This window comes from Streptosporangium sp. NPDC002721 (assembly GCF_042888905.1).
Lineage (GTDB): Bacteria > Actinomycetota > Actinomycetes > Streptosporangiales > Streptosporangiaceae > Streptosporangium.
Genome location: NZ_JBIAQI010000018.1, coordinates 66368 through 85121, shown reverse-complemented (window position 1 = coordinate 85121; position 18754 = coordinate 66368). Strand labels below are relative to the sequence as shown.

The window sequence follows — 18754 nt, the reverse complement described above, 5'->3', positions numbered from 1 at the left end:
ACGGGCACTACCAGCCGATCGGCGGCCGAGCCCCCACGGGGTTGGGGCTCGGCCGCCGATCCTGCCCATCGCTGATGCTGAGGAGAACCACACGATGCCCAACTCCAGCCACGCCGAGCCGCTCCTGCTGCTCGGCGTGGACGACACACCGAGTCTGGTCGGCTGGCAGGTGACCGCGACCCGCGTCCTCGCCGGGCAGGTGATGAAGGGGGTGCTGCTGCCCGCCACCGCCGCAGGCCTGCTGCGGCTGCACCCGGACGACGGCGACGCCCCGCTGCTAGAACTCGACCCGGCACGATGGCGCATCACACCGAGGGTGAGCCTGCAGGAGCGGCGCCGCCAGTCGCGGCGCCTGATCCACTGCCCCAACGGCCTGCTCATCTACCGGTACGGTGATCTGCCCACCACGCAGCTGGCCACCAAGACGATGCTGCGGCGATTGCGGCGCCGCCCCGCGACGGGGCAGGCGCCGATCGCGTCGTACATGATGCAAAAGGGGTACGCGCCGCTGTTCGCCGTGGCCGACTCCCACGAGCTGCCGCCGCTGCCCCCGGCCCGCCAGGCCGCCTGGATTCTGGCCCGTACGTGCGCCCGCTGCGCCAGCCGGGGTGACCGGCCCTACGAGAAGACCGACCGTGACCAGCAACGGTATTGCCCGCCGTGCCAGCAGCCCGCGGCCGAAGAGTGGCAGCAGCACAACCGCGGGGGCGGACATGGGTGACGTCGAGCAGCACGTGTGCGTCGCCCGCTACTGCGGCCTTCTAATCCCCGCGCACTGGGTGATGTGCCCGCAGGACTGGGCTCGGCTGCCGCCCGAGCTGCAGGCCGAACTGCCGCGCGCCTATCAGGAACGGCGGCAATGGTGGTCGAGGTATGTGCGGGTGGTCGGCGCGGCCCGTGACATGGTCGACGAGGCGATGGGGCGCGTCGTGGCGTGCGGCCCGGCCGGCGAGGCCGCCTCGCTGGCGGATCCGCCTGCCCGCTACGTTCCTTTCGGCGACGCCTTCTGGTGTTCCCTGTGCGGGGGCCTGGTCGTGTGTCGCGTCCAGCACGACGACTTCCACCGGGCGCTCGCAGCCGGCCCTGCCGCAACGCCCACGGTTCTCCTACGCGGCGAGGAGGCCAGTCACGTCAGCCCCCGCCGCTGGGGCGGTGACGTGACCGGATGGGGCGAACCAGTCACCTGGCCGGGCCGTGCCCGGCACCCTGGTTAGGCGAACTCGCCGTGACCTGTCGGATACCGACTGTAGGTCTGGGGGTCGTCCCGTCCTCCGGGGAGTCACCTGTGGTCTTCGGCCAGACCAGCTCCGCCTTCCTGGTCGGCGCCATCACCGTGACCGGCTGGCCCCTCGCCGCGGCCCTTCGGCTCAGACGGCGGAAGGGCTGGAGGAGCGGGCGCGCCACCTGCGCGAGCAGCTCGTCACCAGCGAGGGCGACTGACCGGCAGAACTTCATCCTCAATGACGCGAAGTACGACCCTTTGGGAGGGACGCCATGACGGACACGACCACCATGACGACGGTGAGGGTCGGCGACCACACCGTGCGGGTGTATCTGCCCGAGGACGTCGACGGCTGGCTGGCCGCCGTCGCCGCCCTGGACACGCTCGGGGTGCACAAGCAGGTCGCGGCCGACCGGGTTCAGGTCCTCGCGCAGCTGGCCAGCGAGGTGGTTCACCCAGCGGACCAGCTGGTGTTCACCGAGGTCGCGGCAGAGGGTGGAGAGGTCAACGTCGCTCATGCGGCTGACGTCCTCACCGTCTTCCTGGACGACTACGTCCGGGACGTCGCGGCCCCGCTCAGTGCCTCTTCACGACGGCCCCGCACCCGGCAGCGGGGGGTGCCGCGCAGGCGGCGGCACTGGGCGTCCTGGCTGCCGTACGCGTGGCGGGGCGTGCACGAACGGGTCGCGGCGCGGTACGGGATGTTCTGGGAGCCGTGCCCGGTGTGCGGGCGGCCGTTCGGCGGGCACGAGTGGCGGCGGGTGAAGGGCCGCCCTGACGCGCTGCCGGTGCCGGGGTCGCCCGGCGAGTGGTCGGCGATCTGCCCGCGCTGCACCCGTAACGGGTACGGCGCCACCCAGCACCCCGACGGACCGTGGACTGTCGGAGGCGGTGTCTAGCATGCCCGGTATGACGGGAAGAGGAAAAGCGGGGGAGAGCTGGCAGGAAGGTGACCTGGTCATCGCCGTTGACGGCGCCCTGTGGGTGCGCGCCTACGAAGAAGATGAGGTGAAGGGCTGGCCATGGGGATACCCCGGTGAGACGGCGCGCTCGTTCACCGGCGGGGCAGCAGGCGTCAGCGGGTCTGTGCCCGAAGACGTCCCGGTGCGTCCGCTGACGCTGCTGGTGCGTAACGGCCGCCCTTACTCGCCCGTTGAGGCCCAGGCGCTGTCCGCCGCTCAAGCGGTCGGGTCAGGCGGCTTGTACTTTCCCGCGGCGGTGCTGCGCCCCGACGTGCCCGGCCCGGCCGCGGCGAAGGTGTGGGCGGCGTTGAGTGACGACGTGGTCGTGGTCGACGCCCCCGGCATGGCGGCCGCGCTCGGCGCGGGCGATCTCGTCGCCCGGCTGCTGGCCTGGCACAACACCGAACCCTCCTGAGAGCGCAACACGTTCGGTCACTCAAGGCCGCCCTCGGTGGAAACGAGGGCGGCCTTCTGCTTTGCTGCTGGTCATGGGCTTGACCGTGAAAGCGAACGCGCCGGTGCTGGGCATGCACGACGGCCAGCAGTACGACGTCGCGGACTCGCCGTTCATCCGCAAGGTGATCGCGTCGGGGAAGCTGACGCTGCTGGCCGACCCCTCCTCGGCGGAGGAGGAGACCGGCTCATCCGACGGCGGCCCAGGGCCGGCGTCCGAGGAGCCGCTGACGGTGCGGGGCAGGGCACGCAAGCCGTGAACGACCTCCGGCTGGTCGCCGACCCGGACGCCGAACTGGAGGCACTGCGTCAGCCGCCCGACATCGAGCTGACGGTGAAGGTCCGCGAGCCCGACTACGACGAGGCGGCCTGACCCGCCAGGAACAATGGGGGGTGTGGTGGCGACGTACCGGGTGCGGGTCCGCAACAACCAGCCGGCGCTGAACCGGTTTCTGCGCTCCCCAGACGGGCCGGTCGTCCAGCACGTCGGCGAGATCATGCGGGAGACGGCGAACCTCGGCCGGCGCACCATCCGCGTCGATACCGGCCTGGCCCGCGACACGATCTACAGCAACGCGCTGGGGCTGGCCAACCATGTGGTGGGCCGCGCCGGGTCGCTGGCCCCGTACGCCTACTGGCTGGACGTCGGCACGGGCATCTACGGGCCGACCGGCAAACCCATCGTGCCCAAGCGGGCGAAAGTGCTGGTGTTCACGCCGAAGGGCTCCAACGTCACAGTGTTCGCCGCGTCGGTGAAGGGCATCAAGGGCGACCGGTGGCTGCGGCGGGCGTTCGCGCTCGCCTGCCCGTACCCGGTGGTGGACCTGGCGCCCATGTAGCGGCGTGCTCACGCTTCGGCGTTCGAGCAGGTCGCGGCTCGCGCGATGATGGGGGCGTCAGGGGATCGACGTGTTCCGGGGGGAACGATGAGCGAAGTGGCTGTGAAGGACGACGCCCAGGTGAGCGGCGAGGACCTCGAAGGGGTCGTCGTTGACCCTGACCTGGTGTTCACCACCCCGCCCAAGCCGCACTTGTCGACGGAGTCGACGGTGGAGCGGACCGTCGGCTTCGAGCTTGACGGACAGACCTACTACTTGATCAAGCCGCGTAAGTGGGAGGACGCGCTGATGGCGTTGGAGGAGACCGCGGCCCGGCGGGCGACCGGCGCGGACGTGTTGTGGCAGGGCTGGGATTTCCTGCAGACCGTCGTCACGCCCGAGTCGCTGCGCCGCCTGATGGGCCGGGCCCGCGACGACAACGACGACTTCGAGCGCAGCGACCTGTTCGACCTCATCCCGAAGATCATTCGGAAGTTGCAGGCGAAGGAAACCGCTGGGAAGGCGGCGGTGCCGCGCCCGGCGCGGGCACGCGCCGCCCGCTCGGCGTCCGCGCCGCGCGAGTAGCCGGTGGAGCAGTGGCGGCCGGCGGTCCTTGGGCCGCCGGCGTCGTTCGTCCTCGACGACGAGGTCTACGAGCTGTCGGGGACGTGGCAGGTGCTGCTGGAGTATCTGCCGGCCGAGCGGTGGCACATGTTCGTCCTGTACGGGCTGCTGCACCCGCTGGACGCCGAGCGGCTGTCGGACCGGCTCGACGACGATGACGATCCGCTGACCCGGCAGGAGGTGTGGGCGGTGGTCGAGCGGCTGGTGCAGCAGGCGACCGGCCGCAAGTGGTGGGTCGCCCAGCGGTTGTACGCGACGTTGGCCGCCTCCTGGGGGGAGCTGGACGGGCGGCTGTCGCTGCGCGGCGTGGAGCTGGCGGCGATGCTGCCGAACCCGGCTCGCATGTGCAACCTCGTGTACGGGTGGCTGGTCGACGGCGCCGACGAGCAGGGGCGGCGCCGCCTGGACATGCAGCTGACCCGGCCCCCGGCGGGGATGTCGAGACGGCAGGCGATGGCGGCCTGGTCGCCGCAGGAGCAAGGACGGGCGTTCATGGACGCGTACCGGTCGCAAGGCGATGCGGGAGGGCGAAGCCCGGTCCCCGTAGCCTAGGGCTGTCGCTGTGCTGAGGGCCGGACACCATTGCCGTCCGGTAGGGGTGCCCGCCCATGGCCGCAGGTCAGCCGCTCTCGCGCGCCGAGGTGGAGCTGGTCCTCAACTTCGAGGGTCTGTCGGAGGAGCTCCGCGAAGGTCTGGAGCGGCGCGTCAAGGCGGCGGCTGCGGTCGCGGCCAAGGAACTGACCCGGGTCGAGAAGTCCGCCGCCGGGATCGGCACCGAAACGCAACGCTCAGCACGAACCGCTGAAACGGCCGTTCAAGGCGTGCAGCGCGGTGCGAAGATCGCCGCCGCTGAGCTCGACAAGACCGCGAAGGCCGCCGCGAGGGTCGGCGTCGAGGCGAAGAAGTCCAGCGACGACGCGGCTGACACGCTCAACCGCAAGCTGGTGCCCGCCGCGACGAAAGTCCGTGAGGCGCTCGCGAACATCGGCGAAGGAGGACGAACCCGAGGCGGCCTGCAGGGGCTGCTGCGTGACCTGGCCGGGCTGCCGCCGGCGTCGGCGCGGGCGGTACGCGGCCTGACCTTCACCCGGCAGGCGATCATCTCGACCATCGCCGCCGCCGCCGGGCTGGCGCCCGCGTTCGCCGCCGCCGGCGCCGGGGCCGGAGCGTTCGGCCTGTTCGCGGTCCCGACGATCACGAAGGTGATCAAGGCGCAGACGGAGATGGCCGACGAGTGGGCGTCCCTCACCGACGACCAGAAGATCGCCGCCGTGTCGACGTCCGCCCTGGTCGACGAGTACAAGGCGCTGTCGGCGTCGCTCGCCCCGGACACGCTGCGCGTCTACAACGCCGCCTTGACCGAGACGCGGGAGCTGCTGCCCGAACTGGTGCCGCTGGCCCGCGCCACCGCGACCGAGCTGGCCGACGCCGTGGCCACCCTCGGCGACGGCTTCGATTCCGACCGCGCGCAGGAGTTCTTCTCCTTCCTGGAGCGCTCAGCGCCCGGCGCGATCAGCGGCATCGTGTCGATCGTGCAAGACGGCGGGGCGGCGGCTGCGGCGCTGCTGCAGGCCCTCGCCCCGCTCGCCCCCGTCCTGGGCGGCGTGGTCGCCGGGACGCTGCAGCTGGTGACCGCCGTCTCCGAGCTGTCGCCGGAGCTGGTGCAGCTGCTGGTGACGACGGTCGCGTTGCGCGGCCCGATCACCGCCCTGGGCAGCCTCTTCACCACTGGGGTGGGAAAGGTCAAGGCGTACTCGCGGGAGACGAAGGGCGCCTCGCTGGCCTCCAAGGTGCTCACCGCCGCCGCGGCCGCCGGGCCGAACATCTACCTCGCCGGCGCCGCCGCGCTCGGCATCTTCGCGATCTCCCTGGCGACCGCGAAGACGCGCGGCGAGGAGCTGGTCGACTCCATCCAGGCCAGCAACCTGGCGGTGCGCAACAACGTCGATGGCTACCGGAACGCGAACAGGGTGCTGGCCGGTGAGCTCGCCCCGACCGAGGCCGCGATCGGCCGGGCGCTGCAAGGGGTGAACCGCGACCTGAACGCCAACACGGTCGCCCTGGCCCAGGCGGCGCTGGCCCAGCGCGGCCTGTCCAGCGTGAACGTCGCGGCCGCGCAGGCGATGGAGCAGAACCGGGCGGCGCTGACCAACATCGACACTGGAGCCCGCGCCGTCGCCGCCGCGTACGGCATCACCACGGGGCAGGCGATCGCCTTGGCGGACGCGGTCGGCGTCGACCTGTCCCAAGGCGTCACCCGAAGCGGCACCCTGACGGCGGCGGCGGCCGCGAAGTTCGCCGCCTACCAGGCCGCGGTGCAGGCGGCGCAGAACCCGACGCTCGCGATCCAGACGGCGTTCGCGAACACCGCCAACGAAGCCCTGAACCTGACCGACCGGGTCAAAGCGCTGCAGTCGGCGTTTGATCTGACGATCAACCCGAGTTTGGCGCTGTACACGGCGACGACCCGGGTCCGTGACGCCTTCGCGGCCGCCAACACGGTGCTGTCCCAGGGCAACACCACCTCGCAGGCGCGACGCACCGCCCTGCAGAACCTGATCACCACGTTGCGGGATCAGGCCAACGCCGAGTTCGCCGCGAACCAGTCCGTCGACAAGACCAGTACGGCGTTCCGTAACCAGCTGCCGACCCTGACCGGGCTGGCCGGCAAGAGCCGGGAGAGCCGGGCCCTCATCAACGAGCTGGCGGGGGCGCTGGCCGGGGCGAGAACCGCGGCCCAGACCGCGGGCAACGCGATAGGTGGTCTCGGCGGTAAGGCCGGCGCGGCGAAGGGCGGCCTGTCGGAGGCGGCCCGGCAGGCGGGCGTCCTGGACAAGCGGGCCCAAGGCGCATCCGGGAACGTCGCCAACCTGGCCACCCAGGCGCAGACCGCCGGTAACTCCTCCAGCGTCGCCGCGCCGAAGGTCGACGACCTGGCCAACAGCATCCGGGGCCTGAAGTCCAGGAGCGTCACCATCCGGGCCAACACCGCTCCGGCACAAACGGCCGTTCAGTCGTTCATCCGCGACACCAGCGGCAGGGTCGTCGACGTGACGCTGCGGATCGGCAAGACCACCGCCACGGCGGGGGCCACGGGCGGCATGGCCGAGGAGCTGAAGCCTCGCGTGTTCCCGCCGGGCTTCGCCGCCGGCGGCAAGCTGCGCGGCCCGGGCACCGGCACCAGCGACTCGATCATCGCCCGCCTGTCGACCGGTGAGTTCGTCGTCAACGCCAAGGCGACCAAACGCTACGAGGACCTGCTGCGGGCGATTAACAGCAACAAGTTCGCGACCGGCGGCAAGGTCGGCGACAGCCTGCCCCGGTTCGCGACCGGCGGCCTGGCCCGCGGACGCAACCCGGTGATCGACCTGGGGGCGCTGCTCGGCACCGACCTGGCGCGCGGCCTGGCCCGCTCGCAGCGCGCGATCGACGCCGAACTCGGCAAGATCAGCAAGGCGGTGAAGGAGAAGCTCGCCGACATCAACCGGTCGGTGGGCGCCGACTTCGTCCGCAACCTGGTCTCCGCCAGCCCGGAGGAGATCTCCCGCCAGCTTCGCGACCTGCAACGGCAGATCAGCGCCGCCCTGAAGAAGACCGACACCCGGGTCGATAACCTGCTGGTCGCCCGGCTGACCACGCTGAACGCGGCGCTGGGCAAGCTCGCAACCGAACGGGACCGGCTGGCGGCCAGGGTGGAGAAGGCGACCCAGACCGCGGCTGACGTCACCGATCGGGCACGCTCCTCGGCCGCGCTGTCGACCCTCACCGAGGAGGAGCGGGCCACCCCTCAGACCATCGCGGCGGGTCTCCGCAGCCGCCTGAAGGCGATCAACACGTTTCAGGACGACATCGCGCGGCTGCAGCGGCGCGGCGCCGACAAGTCGCTGATCGAGCAGCTCGTCACCGGCGGCCCCGACCAGTCCGGGCAGCTCGCCGCCAGCCTCTCCCGCGCGTCGACCACCACCCTGCGGGAGATCAACTCGCTGCAGAGGCGCATCAACGCCGACAGCAGATTCCTCGGCCAAGAAAGCGCTGATTTCCTGTTCGACTCCGGAGTCAACGCCGGTCGGGGTTTCCTCGCGGGCCTGAAATCGCAGCAGAAGGAGATCACCACGCTGATGACGGCGATCGCCAAGAGCGTGTCGACGACCATCCGGAAAGAACTGAAGATCAAAAGCCCGTCGAGGCGGCTGCGCGCCGACGGCCGCGACACCGGCCGCGGCTACCTGCTCGGCCTGCAGGACGTGGCGCCGCAGATCGAGCGGGCCGCCCGCCAGATGGTCGCCCCCGTCCCCTCCGCCCGCACCGCCCCGTTCCGGCCCGCCCGCGACGCCGCCACCGCCGGGCAGGCCCCGGCCCGCGCGCAGGGCGGCTCCTCGGTGCGCGACGTGACGTTCAACAACACCTACACCCAGGTCATGGCCACCGCCCCCGACATCTGGGCCGAGCAGGAACGCCAGCTCACCGAGGCATTGCGATAAAGAAATGAGGAGGAATGTCCGCCACCCGTTTCCGCTGCCGCAATGACAAAAGAATCGGCAACGGTGCTGTTCTTTTTCGATATAGTTTAGATATGGCTTCTAGATGTTCTATCGAGAGCTGTGAAAAATGGGCTCAGAATGCTGGAGTTCTTTGCCGGGCGCATTGGCGTGAAAAAAGTGGAATTCCTCGCGGAAAGGGTGGGGCGAAGTCTACGCAGAAGGGCTTGACCTGCAAGGGGCCGGAATGTGCCCGCGAGGCGCACAGTATGGGCTACTGCAAGACACACTACGGTCAGCTCCGCAACAAAGGACGCGTTTGGATTATCGGATCGCGTCAGGGTCGAGCGGCGCACGCCACGTGCATCGTTTACGCCTGTGGCGATTCAACGGTGCAGTGGGGGTACTGCACAGCACACATCGATGAATGGCTCGGCCGATGCATCATTCACTGGTGCGACGAGCCGATCCGCTATAAAAAGCTGGGCTTGTGCGACGCGCACGCCCGACAGAACCGATGGTTCAGTCATAAATACGGGATCACCATCTCCGAGCGCTACTTGCTTGCCGAGCGGCAAAACCATCAGTGCGCCACCTGCTCCGCCCCGGACGAGCGGGGCGCACTGAACGTCGACCACTGCCACGACACCGGCAAGGTACGCGGGCTGCTCTGCGGCAACTGCAACCGAGCCATCGGCTTGTTCAACCACAACCCTGCCGCACTGAAATCCGCGGCTGAGTATCTGGAGAAAGCCCATGGCGTCGACTGACTGGCTCTGCGTCGCTGGAGTAGAGATCGCCAACAGCGCCCGGGTGTACGCCTACAGCCAGGCCGGCCTCGCCCCCAAGCACGCCAGCGTCCGCGACTGCGGCTGCGAGGGCCTGCCCGCCGTGCTGGGCGACGAGCCGTACACGCTGCCCGCCACCGACGACGCCCCCTGGTACGACCCGGCGGAACCCTCCTCGACGGACTTCGCGGGCTTCCTGTGCACCGACATCGAGGACATGGAGTCGGCGCCGGTCTCCCGATCGGTGACCAACCGGCTCGGCGACGGCGCGGTGATCGGCCGCCGACGGCTGGGCGCCCGCACGATCACCGTGACCGGCGTGCTGATCGGCCGCACCTCCTGCGCGGTCGACTACGGCCACCGGTGGCTCTCCAGCGTCCTGCAAGGCGCCCTGGCGTGCGGCCCCGCCTCCTGCGGCGGCGACGACCTGGAGTTCATGACGTGCTGCCCCACCCAGCCGCTCGCCCCCGGGGAATGCTGCCCTGGCCCCTGCACCGGGCCGACGTGCGCCCAAGGCGTGTTCCGGACGCTGCGCGATGTCGCCCTCACCAGCAAGGTGAAGAAGATCCGCAGTATCACCGGCTGCGGCTGCTGCCCGGGGGAGCTGCGCGAGGTCACCTTCGAGCTCACGGCTGGACGCCCGCACGTGCTGCGCCCCGCGGTGACCGTGGCCGAAGCCGTCGTCTGGCCGCCGGAAACGCCCGACGACGAATGCGTCCAATGGTCGACCGGCCCCGGATGCCTAGACGAGGCCGGTGAATGCGCCGCCCAGCAGCCGCAGCCGTGCCCGCTGGATCCGAACTGCCCGCCGCCGACCCTGCCCGACCTGCCGCTGCCCGCCAACCCGTGCCTGTGCGAGCCGTTCACCAGACGCCAGCTGTGCATCTCGGTGCCGCAGGGCGCGGCACCGATCTGGGCCGACCTGGTGCCGCTGGTGGAGATCTACTCCGGGTCCGCCCTCCTGCGCGGCATCCGCATCAGGTTCTACCCCAACCCGTTCGGCGCCGCCTTCACCGACCTGGACCCCTGCGCCTGGTGCAGCGAGATCAACATCTCCTACCTGCCCGCCTCGGCCAAGCTCACCTTGGACTCGACCCGCCACACCGTCCTCGTGCAGTGCCCGGGCCGGGCCGACACCCCCGCCGAGGACATCGTGTCCGGGCCACAGGGCCGCCCCTTGAGCTGGCCGACGCTGGAATGCGGCATCCCCTACCTGGTGTGCGTCAGCGCCGACTCCACGACGATCGCCGCAGACGCGACCGTCACGCTGCGCACCGTCATAAGAGAGGTGTGAGGCATGGGCTCGCTCGGCTGCCCCGAGACGTACACGGTCGCGATCGCCGACCGCACCGGCGGCCGCGAGTACGGCTCCATCGAACCGTCCGCGCTCGACTGGTCCCGCATCCTCGACGACACCTCCGACGCGTCGGTCACCGTCCCCTACCAGGGGGCGGAGTGCTGCGCGCTGCTCGGCAAGACCCGCACCTGGTGCAACTCGCTGATCTTCTACCGGGACCAGCAACGGGTCTGGGAAGGGCCGGTCACGCGCATCACCCACCGCGGCGAGGACACCGTGCTGAGCGCCCGCGACGTCTCCCAGTGGCTGTTCCGCCGCAAGATCCGCGCCCTGCTCGACTACACCGGCACCAACAAGGCCGACCTCGCCGTCATCGCCCGCCTGCTCGTCGAACACGGCTTCGGACCCGATGACCCGAACGTGCTCGCCTACCTGTGGGTATCGGCCTCCGGAATCGTCGGGGAACGCAAGTACGCGGCCAACTCCGGCTACGTCCTGGATCACCTGCGCGAGCTCGCGAGAACCGGCGTCGACTTCACCGTGCTGGGCCGGCGCATTATCCTGACCGGGGAGGGGCCGCTGGGCCGGTTGCCCGGCCTGACCGACGAGCACTTCGCTGGCCCCCTCAACATGATCGAGGACGGTCTGTCGGCGATCACCCACGCGACCGTCATCGGCAAGGGCGTCATGGCCGAATCGGGCGGCGTCGGCGTGTGCGGGCTGCTGGAGTACCTCGCCTCCGAGGAGGAGATCCAGGACGTCGCCTCCGCCCGAGCCGAAGCGAACGCCCTGGTCGGCGCCGGTGAACCGGCGCCCGTCTTCGTCGAGGTGCCCGACGACGCGCAGCTGGCACCCGAAGCACCGGTCGGCATCGAGGACCTGATCCCGGGCGTCGTCGTGCCGGTCACCTCCACCGCCACGTGCCGTACGATTGCCGCCGACCTGCGGCTGCTGCGCGTCCGCGCGACCTACACCGAAGCCGACGGCGAGAAGGTCGGCATCACGCTGGCGCCGCTCGGCGTCGACACCGCGGCGACCGCCGCCGTATAGACGAAGGAGACGCCATGGCGAGAGTGCAGACGCGGCCACGCACACCCACCCAGGTCCTACGCGACCTGGACGACCGGCTACGCGTCCTGGAGCACCGCACCAGCGTGGTCGTAGGCGTGGCCCCGGACGCGTTCGTCCTCGAGGTCGACGGCTCCGGGCGGTTGACCGCCCGGCACGCCATGACGGGTACCGTCACCATCGTCGCCCTGCCTTAACGCGCCCCCGTACAGGTACGTCATCGCTGTCAGGTGACCTCTGGTGCGGTGATCAAACCGAAAGTCCCAACGGTGATCAACTAGCCGTGTGGCTATCACGCTGACGAAGGTCCACGAAGCCAAGAAATACCTAGACGTGGGCAAATAGGGGATTCATGTGCGCCGAAGAAGAATTTCACATTTTCCCGAAAGCGATAAAAGCAAACCCGGCGGGCTTGCCTTATTAGGCCATGGTTGTCTATGGATTGGACAATAGGTGCAAATGCTATTTATCTATGACAATTCCTCCCGTATCGTTGTTCCATCGGCCCGAGTTGCCAACTGATCGATACTGGCGACTCCTGACCGGAAAGGGGAGCGCCTATGCACGGCAAGCGACGCGTTGTGCTGCTTGGTCCTGCGCTTATTGCTGGCCTTGTTCTGGGAACATCAGCAACTTCCCAGGCCTCTGCTGTTTCTGGCCTTGGAAAAACGGCGGCAGCTGCAACATCACAGGAATCGACTGCCGTCGACACTCTCATTAAGTGCAAGAAGCGCTACGGTAAACTCTGCTGCAAGAGGCACGGTCGGTGGAACTGCACGAAGCTGAAGAAAAAGAAGAAGAAGTCCACCGGCAGCTACGACAAGTACGAGAAGTGGGGCAAAGGGGGCGGCAAGTACGGCAAGGGGGGCAAGTACAAAGGCCAGTACGGCAGCCACGTAGGTCCCATGAAGCCCGGGGATAGGGGGCCCGCAGGGAAGAAGCCCTCCCAGGGGCATGGCGGGCAGCCGCCGTGGTTCAAGCTGGGCCCGCATCCGAACACAAAGCAACACGGAAGATCGGGACGTTAAGATCGTTCGTAGTAGACGGTCGCCACGAGAAAGTACATAGATAAAGCGTCGGCTGAGAGTGGTTTCGCTCGCTCCTTCTGTCAGCGAGCGGAACCACGGCGCCGATTACTCCTCGTAATGCGAGAAAGTGCGTAAAACCAAGATCTTTGGACGCGACGGTGTGGGAAAAGAGCGGTGGCAGGTGCGGTCGAGGCATCGGTGACGACTTCGCCATTTTGGCAGGAAAAGGATGCGTTCCAACGGAAGTCGGGAGAGCAAGGATCCGACATCGCGGGGAATGCAGTGGCCCTTCACGTCAACGCTGGATTTGCCGCATCAGAAAAGCTCTCGACCCGACAGACGTAATCAAGCCATAACAAATGGTGATCTTGGTAAGGTTGACCTGTGGATATACACGGTCTGCGCGTTGATGGCTGCCGAAGGGTGCATCACCCCACCACGAGCCGTGACCACCGCGGCGAGGACCTTCCCGCCCTGGCCTGCAACACCGGAATCGCCGGCTGGGACGTGAGCCGCCTGCACGTCACCCATGACCCCGTCGACTGCCGACGCTGTCTGCGCCTGGTCGGCGCCGCTCCTCCGCCGGACGATATGGAAGTTCTGACCCTGTTCGACGCGGACGCGGCGTAGCGTGACGGTGTGACCGACTTCCGTGATCGCCCGACCAACGAGGCCGATGGCGTGGCCATGCTCGTCGACGCTTACCGGCGGTGGGCCACGATGCCTCCCGCGGAGGTCTCCGTGGACCGCCGCGACGCCTACATGGCGATGGGCGGCTTGCAACTGCTGCAGCGTCACCCGGCTCTCGACCCGGAGATGAAGGCCGCCTTCGAGCGGGTCGGCCGCCTCCTGCAGGTCGCCGTGTGCGACGACCCTCAGCTGTACGTCATGGCCGAGACGGGCTGGGACGCCCAGCACGACGTCGAAGAGCAGGAACCCTGATCTAGGGCAGCTGCTCCTGCTGCGGGCCGATCGCCACCGGCGTGGTCCGCGCCGTGTCGCGCTGCGCCTCCAACTGCACGCATCGGAAGGCGAGCGCCGCGATCAGGAGATCCGGTAACGCCTGCTTGAGCCCGTCGCCGAAGACGAGCTCCCCGAAGCCGTTGATGAGGGCGGCGAACATCACGATCAGCGGGATCACCGCAGGTGTGCTTCCTGCTCGGTGGCCGCCCCCTCGTCGGGGCCACCCTGCGGGACCGGTGTCATCCACCGGCTCGGTGAGGTCGACATGCCCGCGTCGTGGGTGCGGCGCGGCCGCAGCAGGAACAGGGCCAGGCCGGCGGTGCTCAGCACGCTGGCCAGTGCCAGAGCGGCCCAGCTGATAGTAGGGGAGAGGTTCACGCGCCGATGGTAGGACGCCGACCCGTCCCGGAATGCTGGGATCAGGTAAAGGACGCGAGGAACTGTCCTCGCGCCACGCCCGCACCGCCGGGGACCTCCAAAGGGGGTCGGAGGCGGGGGAGCGAAGACGCTTGCCCGGTCCGAGGGCAGCGGTTCAGGAGAGCACGCGGACGTCCCGGTACGCTGGCCGTGATGCTGCTGGCGTGAGGGCCGGGCCTACCTGCGGATATGTGCGGGGTGGTCACGATAGCCCGGTGCGGGTGTGCCTCCAGCTGCTCCTGCCTGATCTCTCCCGGCGCGGGTGTCACCGTGACCGGCAACGGCAGCACGGCCAACCCCTACGTCGTGTCCGCGACGGGGACGACGAACTGCGAGGCGATCCAGGACTGCGTGGGCACAGCCCTCGGCCCCGGCCTGGTCTACGACGACGCCGGCAACCAGATCCGCGCGAGGATCTCCGGCGATGCGGGCAACGCCATGGTGTTCGGCGGCGACGGCGGCCTGTACGCGGCCGGAGGCGGAGGCGGCGGCGGAGGGCTCACCACGGTCGCCGTGCAGGACACCCCCTGCATCAACCTGGGCGGCCTGGGCACGGTGCCGCAGCCGCTGACGGCGACGCCCACCCTCAACCCGGCCGCCGGGAACCTCCTGACGTGCACCGCGACCGGGTTGCAGGCGCTGCTGACGGTGGGCGCCTGCGGGCTGCAGGGTGCGGGCACGGCCGCGTCGCCGCTCGCGGCGAGAGTTACGGCCTGGCCGTACGCGTGCCCGGTCGACGCGAACGCCGGCGCCGTCTACTGCGACAGCACCGGCGCGTTGCGCTCGGAGCCGCGCGGCAAAGCGGAGTACTTCACCACCAGCGCCAACCAGACCTACGCGAACGTGGCCGTCCCGGCGACGACCGCGACCGGTGGGACGACGATCGAGACGCGGTCGCTGTCGGTGACCAACCCGGACGCGTGTCGGCCCGCGCTGGCCATCACGATGACCGAACTCGACATCGACTTCATCATTCCCGCAGGTGGCCGCGCCGGAATGTTCATGTACGGCGATGAGACGTATCGGTTCGAAAATCGTGGGTCGGCCACGGTGAGCAACGTGCACACCCAGACGACCAAAGTGGTGGGCAACACCATCATCCCGGCGGGCGGCACCCAGAACATCGACCTCGTGATCGGGCTGGGCTTCGGGTTGGGCGGCGCCACCTACAACCGCATCCAGTCCTTCATCCGCGCCGTGCTGATCGCGCTGTAGCCGAAAGGAAGGCAGACAGGATGAACGACACGACGCAGCCGGCGCCGTTCGTCGGCGACCGCGCCGAGCTGGAGCACGTCCGCTACTTCCGCACCGCCACCGGCAGCGTGGGGGAGGTCGCCGAGTCCGCTCCCGGCATCTCGTCGCTGCCCGCCGACGCCGTGGAGATCACCGTCGAGGAGTACCGGCGGGTGCGGCACGGTTTGGAGGCCAGCACCGAGCAGCTGCTGGCCGACCTGGAGGCCGCCGACGGCGAGCGGATGCGCGGCGACTACGAGGCGCTGCTGGCCGCCGGGATCCCCGCCGGCACCGCCAGCAGGTTGACCGGCTACACCGCGCCGGAGGGATGACGATGCCGCAGGTATGTGTGGGCCCGGAGTTCATGGTCGACCCGAACGGCAGGCTCCGCCTGGACTTGTGCGGTGGCCCCGCCGAGCAGGCGTGGCCCTACTCCTGCCCCACCTCGCAGAACCCGCTGCGGGTCGACCCGAACTGCGGGCTGTGGGTGCCGCCGTACCCCAAGGCGGGGCGGGCGTCGGCGTCCGGGTCGACCGGCGGCGCCCTGGTCACCGTCCCGGCCGGGTTCACCGAGGTCACCCAGGCCGAGATCGAGGTGCAAAACCCCTCCGCCTGCTACACGGCGATCGTCGTGCAGTGGATCCAGGTCGACATCGACTTCTACCTGCCGCCCGGGACGGACTCGCGCGCAGGCTTTCGCATCAACGGCAACTCGGTGCTGGCGACAGAGAATCCGGCACCGGCCGGGGGCACACAGGAGACCGGCGTCCACTGGGAGCTTCACCAGACGCTGGTGTCCGGCACGATCCCCGCGGGCGGCACCAACACGTTCACCAGCCCGATCGATGTCGGCTCCGGTCAGGGCGGCGCCCAGTACGGCGAGATCAGATGGCAGATGAGGGTTCTAGCGCTGGCGGGACTGTGATGATCACGAAGTTTTTCCGGCTGGGCGACGGAACGCTGATCTCCCGCTCCCTGCAGGTGGAGGGCTCGTACGCGATGACGCTGCGAGTGCCGACCGACGCGCAGGAGATCTCCGCCGAGCAGGCCGAGGAGATCCGGGCCGGTCACGCCGCGCAGGTGAAGGCGTGGGTGGCCGAGCAGAACGCGCAGATCAACGAGGTACGGCGGGCCGACTACGACGCGCTGCTCACGCTCGGAGCCCCGGAGGCGACCGCGCGCCGCCTGACGGGCTACCGGGGGCCGGCAGACCGGCCGACATGAGCGATGACGCGCCGTCCCTCGCGGAGGTGATGCGCCGTCTCGGGGACGTGCGCACCGACATCCGCGACGACCTGGCGGACCTGCGGGAACGCCAGGAGCGGGAGTGGGCGGCCGTCTCGGTCCGGCTGGACCAGCTGGTGACGCGTGACCGCTACGAGGCGGAACGCGTCGCGATGCTGGATCGCATCTCCAAGCTGGAGGTGGCCGTCGAGCGGGCGGCGGAGCGGCGCGGCATGGACTGGCGCCAGTTCGTGTTCTCCGGACTCATCCCGGCGGCGATCTTCCTGTGCGGGGTGCTGGTCCAGATCTTCATGGCGCGGGGAGGCGCTCCGTGATCGGCCAGAGGAGCCGTCTGGCGCGGTGGGGTCGGACGGCTCTCGTCGTCGGAACGCTGGCGATTGTGCTCGGCCTGTTCATCGCCGTGTCAGTGCAGCTCGCGGCCCTGCGCGAGGACCTGGAGCGGGCGCAGTCCGACCGGGAGGTCCTCGGCGACCAGGTGACCGAGCTGGGAGGTGTGCCGGCGGTGAACGTGCCGTCCGGGCCGCAGGGGGAGCGGGGCTCGGCCGGACCTCCAGGCGGTCAGGGGCCACCCGGCCCATCTGGCCCGTCCGGTCCGCCCGGTCTGCCTGGGGGGCGCGGCCGAGACGGCCGCCACGGCAAGGAAGGTCCTGCCGGGCCAGCAGGACCGGTGGGGCCACCTGGCCCAGCAGGACCTGCGGGGCCTCCCGGCCCTGCTGGTCCCGAAGGGCCGCCCGGACCGCCGGGGCCGCCAGGACCCGCCGGCCCGGAAGGGCCTCCCGGCCCCGCAGCGTCGCCGCCGGGTGGCCCGGTGAAGGACGGCGAAGGGTGAGCGTTCATCCGCTTCGGGCGCCGTACCGCACCGGCCGGTACGGCAGGCGACGTGAAGCAAGAGCACCGGCGGCCGCGCCGGAGCAAGCAGGCCGCGCGCCGTCGCGCGGCCCGATCCTCAAAGGGGAGACGCCGATGGTGCAGCTGGTGGACCGCGACCAGTGGGGGGCACGCTCCCCGAAGGGCATAACGGTGCTGCAGAGCCGCCCGAAAGGCGTGAAGATCCACTTCGTGGGGGATCGTGTCGACCCGGCCATCGTGAACAGCCACGGCAAATGCCTGGCCCTGGCCAAAAGCATCCAGAAACACCACATGGACACGAACCTGTGGGGGGACATCGGCTACACGGGGCTGATCTGCCCGCACCGGCAGCTGCTGCTCGGGCGCGGCCCCGGCCTGCTGCCGGCCGCCAACGGCAACGGTCTCAACAGCAACCACTACGCGATCATGGCGATGGTGGGCACCTCCGGCCTGGTCGTCCCGCCCGACGACATGCTGCACGGCCTGGTCGACGCCTTCCACTGGCTGCGCCGCCTGCCGGCGAAGGAGAAGCCATGCGGGCAGGAGGTCCTCGGCCACCGCGACGGCTGGGACACCGACTGTCCCGGCGAGTGGCTGTACGCGTGGATCCAGCGCGGCTACCCGAGGCCCGACGGTGGCGCACCGCCTGCGCCGGGCGCCGACATGCCGCCCTGGCCCGGCCGCGTCCTGGAGTACCCGCCGGCGGCGGTCGGCGACGACGTGCTCACCTGGCAGAAGCAGATGCGCCGCCGCGGCTGGCCCATCACCGTGGACGGCTCCTACGGGCCGCAGTCTCGTGACATCGCCCGCCAGTTCCAGATGGAGAAGGGGCTGCGCACCAGCGGCAAGGTGGGCCGCGACGACTGGGAAGCGGCGTGGCTGGCGCCGATCACATAGGCAGGCACCGCCGCTCGGGGAAGGGCGGGATCTGGTCGCGGGTGTGGTGGCGCGACGCGCTTGAGAGAGCGGTGCGGGCGGGCGCGGCCGCCGCGGTGACCGGGATCGGCGCCGACCAGGTCGGCGCGGTACAGATGTCGACGCTGCGGGCGGTGCCTCTGCTCGCCGGCGGGGGAGCGCTGTTGTCGCTGCTGCTGTCGCTGGCCGCGGCCGGCACCGGTGACACCGAGTCGGCGTCGTTCACCGAGTCGTGAAACGGGCGAAGGGCTGGCCGTCGAGTGGCCAGCCCTTCTTCGCTCCCCCGTGGAAGGGAAGCCTGCGCCCGGTGAGCGCCCAGCTGTTGAAGAGTACCGCGTTACGTGTTCTTTACCATCACTGTTGGGGAAAAGTTGCAGAGAGTTTCCTGACGGGT

26 protein-coding genes are annotated in these 18754 nt (G+C 69.7%); 23 read left to right on the top strand and 3 right to left on the bottom strand.

Translation table 11 applies throughout. The features are described from left to right. Window positions 1–94 precede the first annotated feature (94 nt). The 16 genes from ACFYWM_RS25560 (at window position 95) to ACFYWM_RS25485 (ending at window position 13680) form a co-directional block, all read left to right on the top strand. Window positions 95–721, top strand: a complete 627-nt coding sequence (locus ACFYWM_RS25560) for a hypothetical protein (protein ID WP_389918078.1) — start codon at window positions 95–97, stop codon at window positions 719–721. Continuing rightward, a complete protein-coding gene (locus ACFYWM_RS25555; protein WP_389918076.1) occupies window positions 714–1214 on the top strand; it encodes a hypothetical protein in 501 nt (166 codons plus the stop codon). The genes ACFYWM_RS25560 and ACFYWM_RS25555 overlap by 8 nt, the downstream gene beginning before the upstream one ends. A gap of 280 nt (window positions 1215–1494) precedes the next feature. After that, a complete protein-coding gene (locus tag ACFYWM_RS25550; RefSeq protein ID WP_389918074.1) occupies window positions 1495–2121 on the top strand; it encodes a hypothetical protein in 627 nt (208 codons plus the stop codon). Window positions 2122–2131: 10 nt separating this feature from the next. Then, a complete protein-coding gene (locus tag ACFYWM_RS25545; RefSeq protein ID WP_389918073.1) occupies window positions 2132–2599 on the top strand; it encodes a hypothetical protein in 468 nt (155 codons plus the stop codon). 73 nt (window positions 2600–2672) lie between these two features. Then, window positions 2673–2897 carry a hypothetical protein gene (locus ACFYWM_RS25540; RefSeq protein WP_389918071.1) on the top strand — a complete coding sequence of 75 codons (225 nt, stop codon included), beginning with the start codon at window positions 2673–2675 and terminating at the stop codon, window positions 2895–2897. A gap of 135 nt (window positions 2898–3032) precedes the next feature. After that, window positions 3033–3476 carry a hypothetical protein gene (locus tag ACFYWM_RS25535; protein WP_389918069.1) on the top strand — a complete coding sequence of 148 codons (444 nt, stop codon included), beginning with the start codon at window positions 3033–3035 and terminating at the stop codon, window positions 3474–3476. An 87-nt stretch (window positions 3477–3563) separates the two neighbouring features. Next, on the top strand, window positions 3564–4040 hold the full coding sequence (locus tag ACFYWM_RS25530; protein ID WP_389918067.1) for a hypothetical protein: 477 nt from the start codon (window positions 3564–3566) through the stop codon (window positions 4038–4040). A 3-nt stretch (window positions 4041–4043) separates the two neighbouring features. Then, window positions 4044–4631, top strand: coding sequence for a hypothetical protein (locus ACFYWM_RS25525; protein WP_389918065.1), 588 nt, complete (start codon window positions 4044–4046; stop codon window positions 4629–4631). Between the two features lie 56 nt (window positions 4632–4687). Further along, window positions 4688–8560 (top strand): hypothetical protein, encoded by a 3873-nt coding sequence (locus tag ACFYWM_RS25520; RefSeq protein WP_389918064.1) that lies wholly within the window; start codon window positions 4688–4690, stop codon window positions 8558–8560. 266 nt (window positions 8561–8826) lie between these two features. Beyond that, complete coding sequence (locus ACFYWM_RS25515; RefSeq protein WP_389918062.1) at window positions 8827–9327, top strand: endonuclease VII domain-containing protein; 501 nt, start codon at window positions 8827–8829, stop codon at window positions 9325–9327. Next, complete coding sequence (locus tag ACFYWM_RS25510) at window positions 9314–10639, top strand: hypothetical protein (RefSeq protein WP_389918060.1); 1326 nt, start codon at window positions 9314–9316, stop codon at window positions 10637–10639. The genes ACFYWM_RS25515 and ACFYWM_RS25510 overlap by 14 nt, the downstream gene beginning before the upstream one ends. Before the next feature lie 3 nt (window positions 10640–10642). Further along, window positions 10643–11692, top strand: coding sequence for a hypothetical protein (locus ACFYWM_RS25505; protein ID WP_389918058.1), 1050 nt, complete (start codon window positions 10643–10645; stop codon window positions 11690–11692). Window positions 11693–11706: 14 nt separating this feature from the next. Further along, window positions 11707–11907: a hypothetical protein gene (locus ACFYWM_RS25500; RefSeq protein ID WP_389918056.1), complete on the top strand. Its 201-nt coding sequence runs from the start codon at window positions 11707–11709 to the stop codon at window positions 11905–11907. A 363-nt stretch (window positions 11908–12270) separates the two neighbouring features. Beyond that, on the top strand, window positions 12271–12738 hold the full coding sequence (locus ACFYWM_RS25495; protein WP_389918054.1) for a hypothetical protein: 468 nt from the start codon (window positions 12271–12273) through the stop codon (window positions 12736–12738). Between the two features lie 423 nt (window positions 12739–13161). Then, window positions 13162–13368 (top strand): hypothetical protein, encoded by a 207-nt coding sequence (locus tag ACFYWM_RS25490; protein ID WP_389918052.1) that lies wholly within the window; start codon window positions 13162–13164, stop codon window positions 13366–13368. Window positions 13369–13377: 9 nt separating this feature from the next. Next, entirely contained in the window at window positions 13378–13680 is a 303-nt protein-coding gene (locus tag ACFYWM_RS25485) for a hypothetical protein (protein WP_389918050.1), read from the top strand. Between the two features lies 1 nt (window position 13681). Here the strand turns inward: ACFYWM_RS25485 and ACFYWM_RS25480 are convergent, their stop codons facing one another. Together ACFYWM_RS25480 and ACFYWM_RS25475 are read right to left on the bottom strand one after the other, a co-directional pair. Beyond that, window positions 13682–13879: a hypothetical protein gene (locus ACFYWM_RS25480; RefSeq protein ID WP_389918048.1), complete on the bottom strand. Its 198-nt coding sequence runs from the start codon at window positions 13877–13879 to the stop codon at window positions 13682–13684. Further along, the gene (locus ACFYWM_RS25475; RefSeq protein ID WP_389918046.1) at window positions 13876–14079 is read right to left on the bottom strand and encodes a hypothetical protein; all 204 of its coding nucleotides are present in this window, start codon (window positions 14077–14079) and stop codon (window positions 13876–13878) included. Before ACFYWM_RS25475 ends, ACFYWM_RS25480 begins: the two co-directional genes overlap by 4 nt. Window positions 14080–14388: 309 nt before the next feature. Here ACFYWM_RS25475 and ACFYWM_RS25470 point away from each other — a divergent pair, with 309 nt between their 5' ends. The 5 genes from ACFYWM_RS25470 to ACFYWM_RS25450 are packed head-to-tail and all read left to right on the top strand — an operon-like array spanning window position 14389 to window position 16910. Further along, window positions 14389–15333: a hypothetical protein gene (locus ACFYWM_RS25470; RefSeq protein ID WP_389918044.1), complete on the top strand. Its 945-nt coding sequence runs from the start codon at window positions 14389–14391 to the stop codon at window positions 15331–15333. A gap of 20 nt (window positions 15334–15353) precedes the next feature. Continuing rightward, window positions 15354–15683 (top strand): hypothetical protein, encoded by a 330-nt coding sequence (locus ACFYWM_RS25465; RefSeq protein WP_389918043.1) that lies wholly within the window; start codon window positions 15354–15356, stop codon window positions 15681–15683. Between the two features lie 2 nt (window positions 15684–15685). Next, the gene (locus ACFYWM_RS25460; RefSeq protein WP_389918041.1) at window positions 15686–16276 is read left to right on the top strand and encodes a hypothetical protein; all 591 of its coding nucleotides are present in this window, start codon (window positions 15686–15688) and stop codon (window positions 16274–16276) included. Continuing rightward, window positions 16276–16575 carry a hypothetical protein gene (locus tag ACFYWM_RS25455; protein WP_389918039.1) on the top strand — a complete coding sequence of 100 codons (300 nt, stop codon included), beginning with the start codon at window positions 16276–16278 and terminating at the stop codon, window positions 16573–16575. The genes ACFYWM_RS25460 and ACFYWM_RS25455 overlap by 1 nt, the downstream gene beginning before the upstream one ends. Then, window positions 16572–16910, top strand: a complete 339-nt coding sequence (locus tag ACFYWM_RS25450; RefSeq protein WP_389918038.1) for a hypothetical protein — start codon at window positions 16572–16574, stop codon at window positions 16908–16910. Before ACFYWM_RS25455 ends, ACFYWM_RS25450 begins: the two co-directional genes overlap by 4 nt. An 89-nt stretch (window positions 16911–16999) precedes the next feature. Here ACFYWM_RS25450 and ACFYWM_RS25445 read toward each other — a convergent pair whose 3' ends face one another. Next, on the bottom strand, window positions 17000–17230 hold the full coding sequence (locus ACFYWM_RS25445) for a hypothetical protein (RefSeq protein WP_389918036.1): 231 nt from the start codon (window positions 17228–17230) through the stop codon (window positions 17000–17002). 329 nt (window positions 17231–17559) lie between these two features. On the opposite strand from ACFYWM_RS25445, the gene ACFYWM_RS25440 reads away from it, so the two are divergent. After that, window positions 17560–18342, top strand: coding sequence for an N-acetylmuramoyl-L-alanine amidase (locus ACFYWM_RS25440; protein WP_389918035.1), 783 nt, complete (start codon window positions 17560–17562; stop codon window positions 18340–18342). Continuing rightward, on the top strand, window positions 18321–18596 hold the full coding sequence (locus tag ACFYWM_RS25435) for a holin (protein WP_389918033.1): 276 nt from the start codon (window positions 18321–18323) through the stop codon (window positions 18594–18596). Before ACFYWM_RS25440 ends, ACFYWM_RS25435 begins: the two co-directional genes overlap by 22 nt. The last annotated feature ends 158 nt before the right edge of the window (window positions 18597–18754 follow it).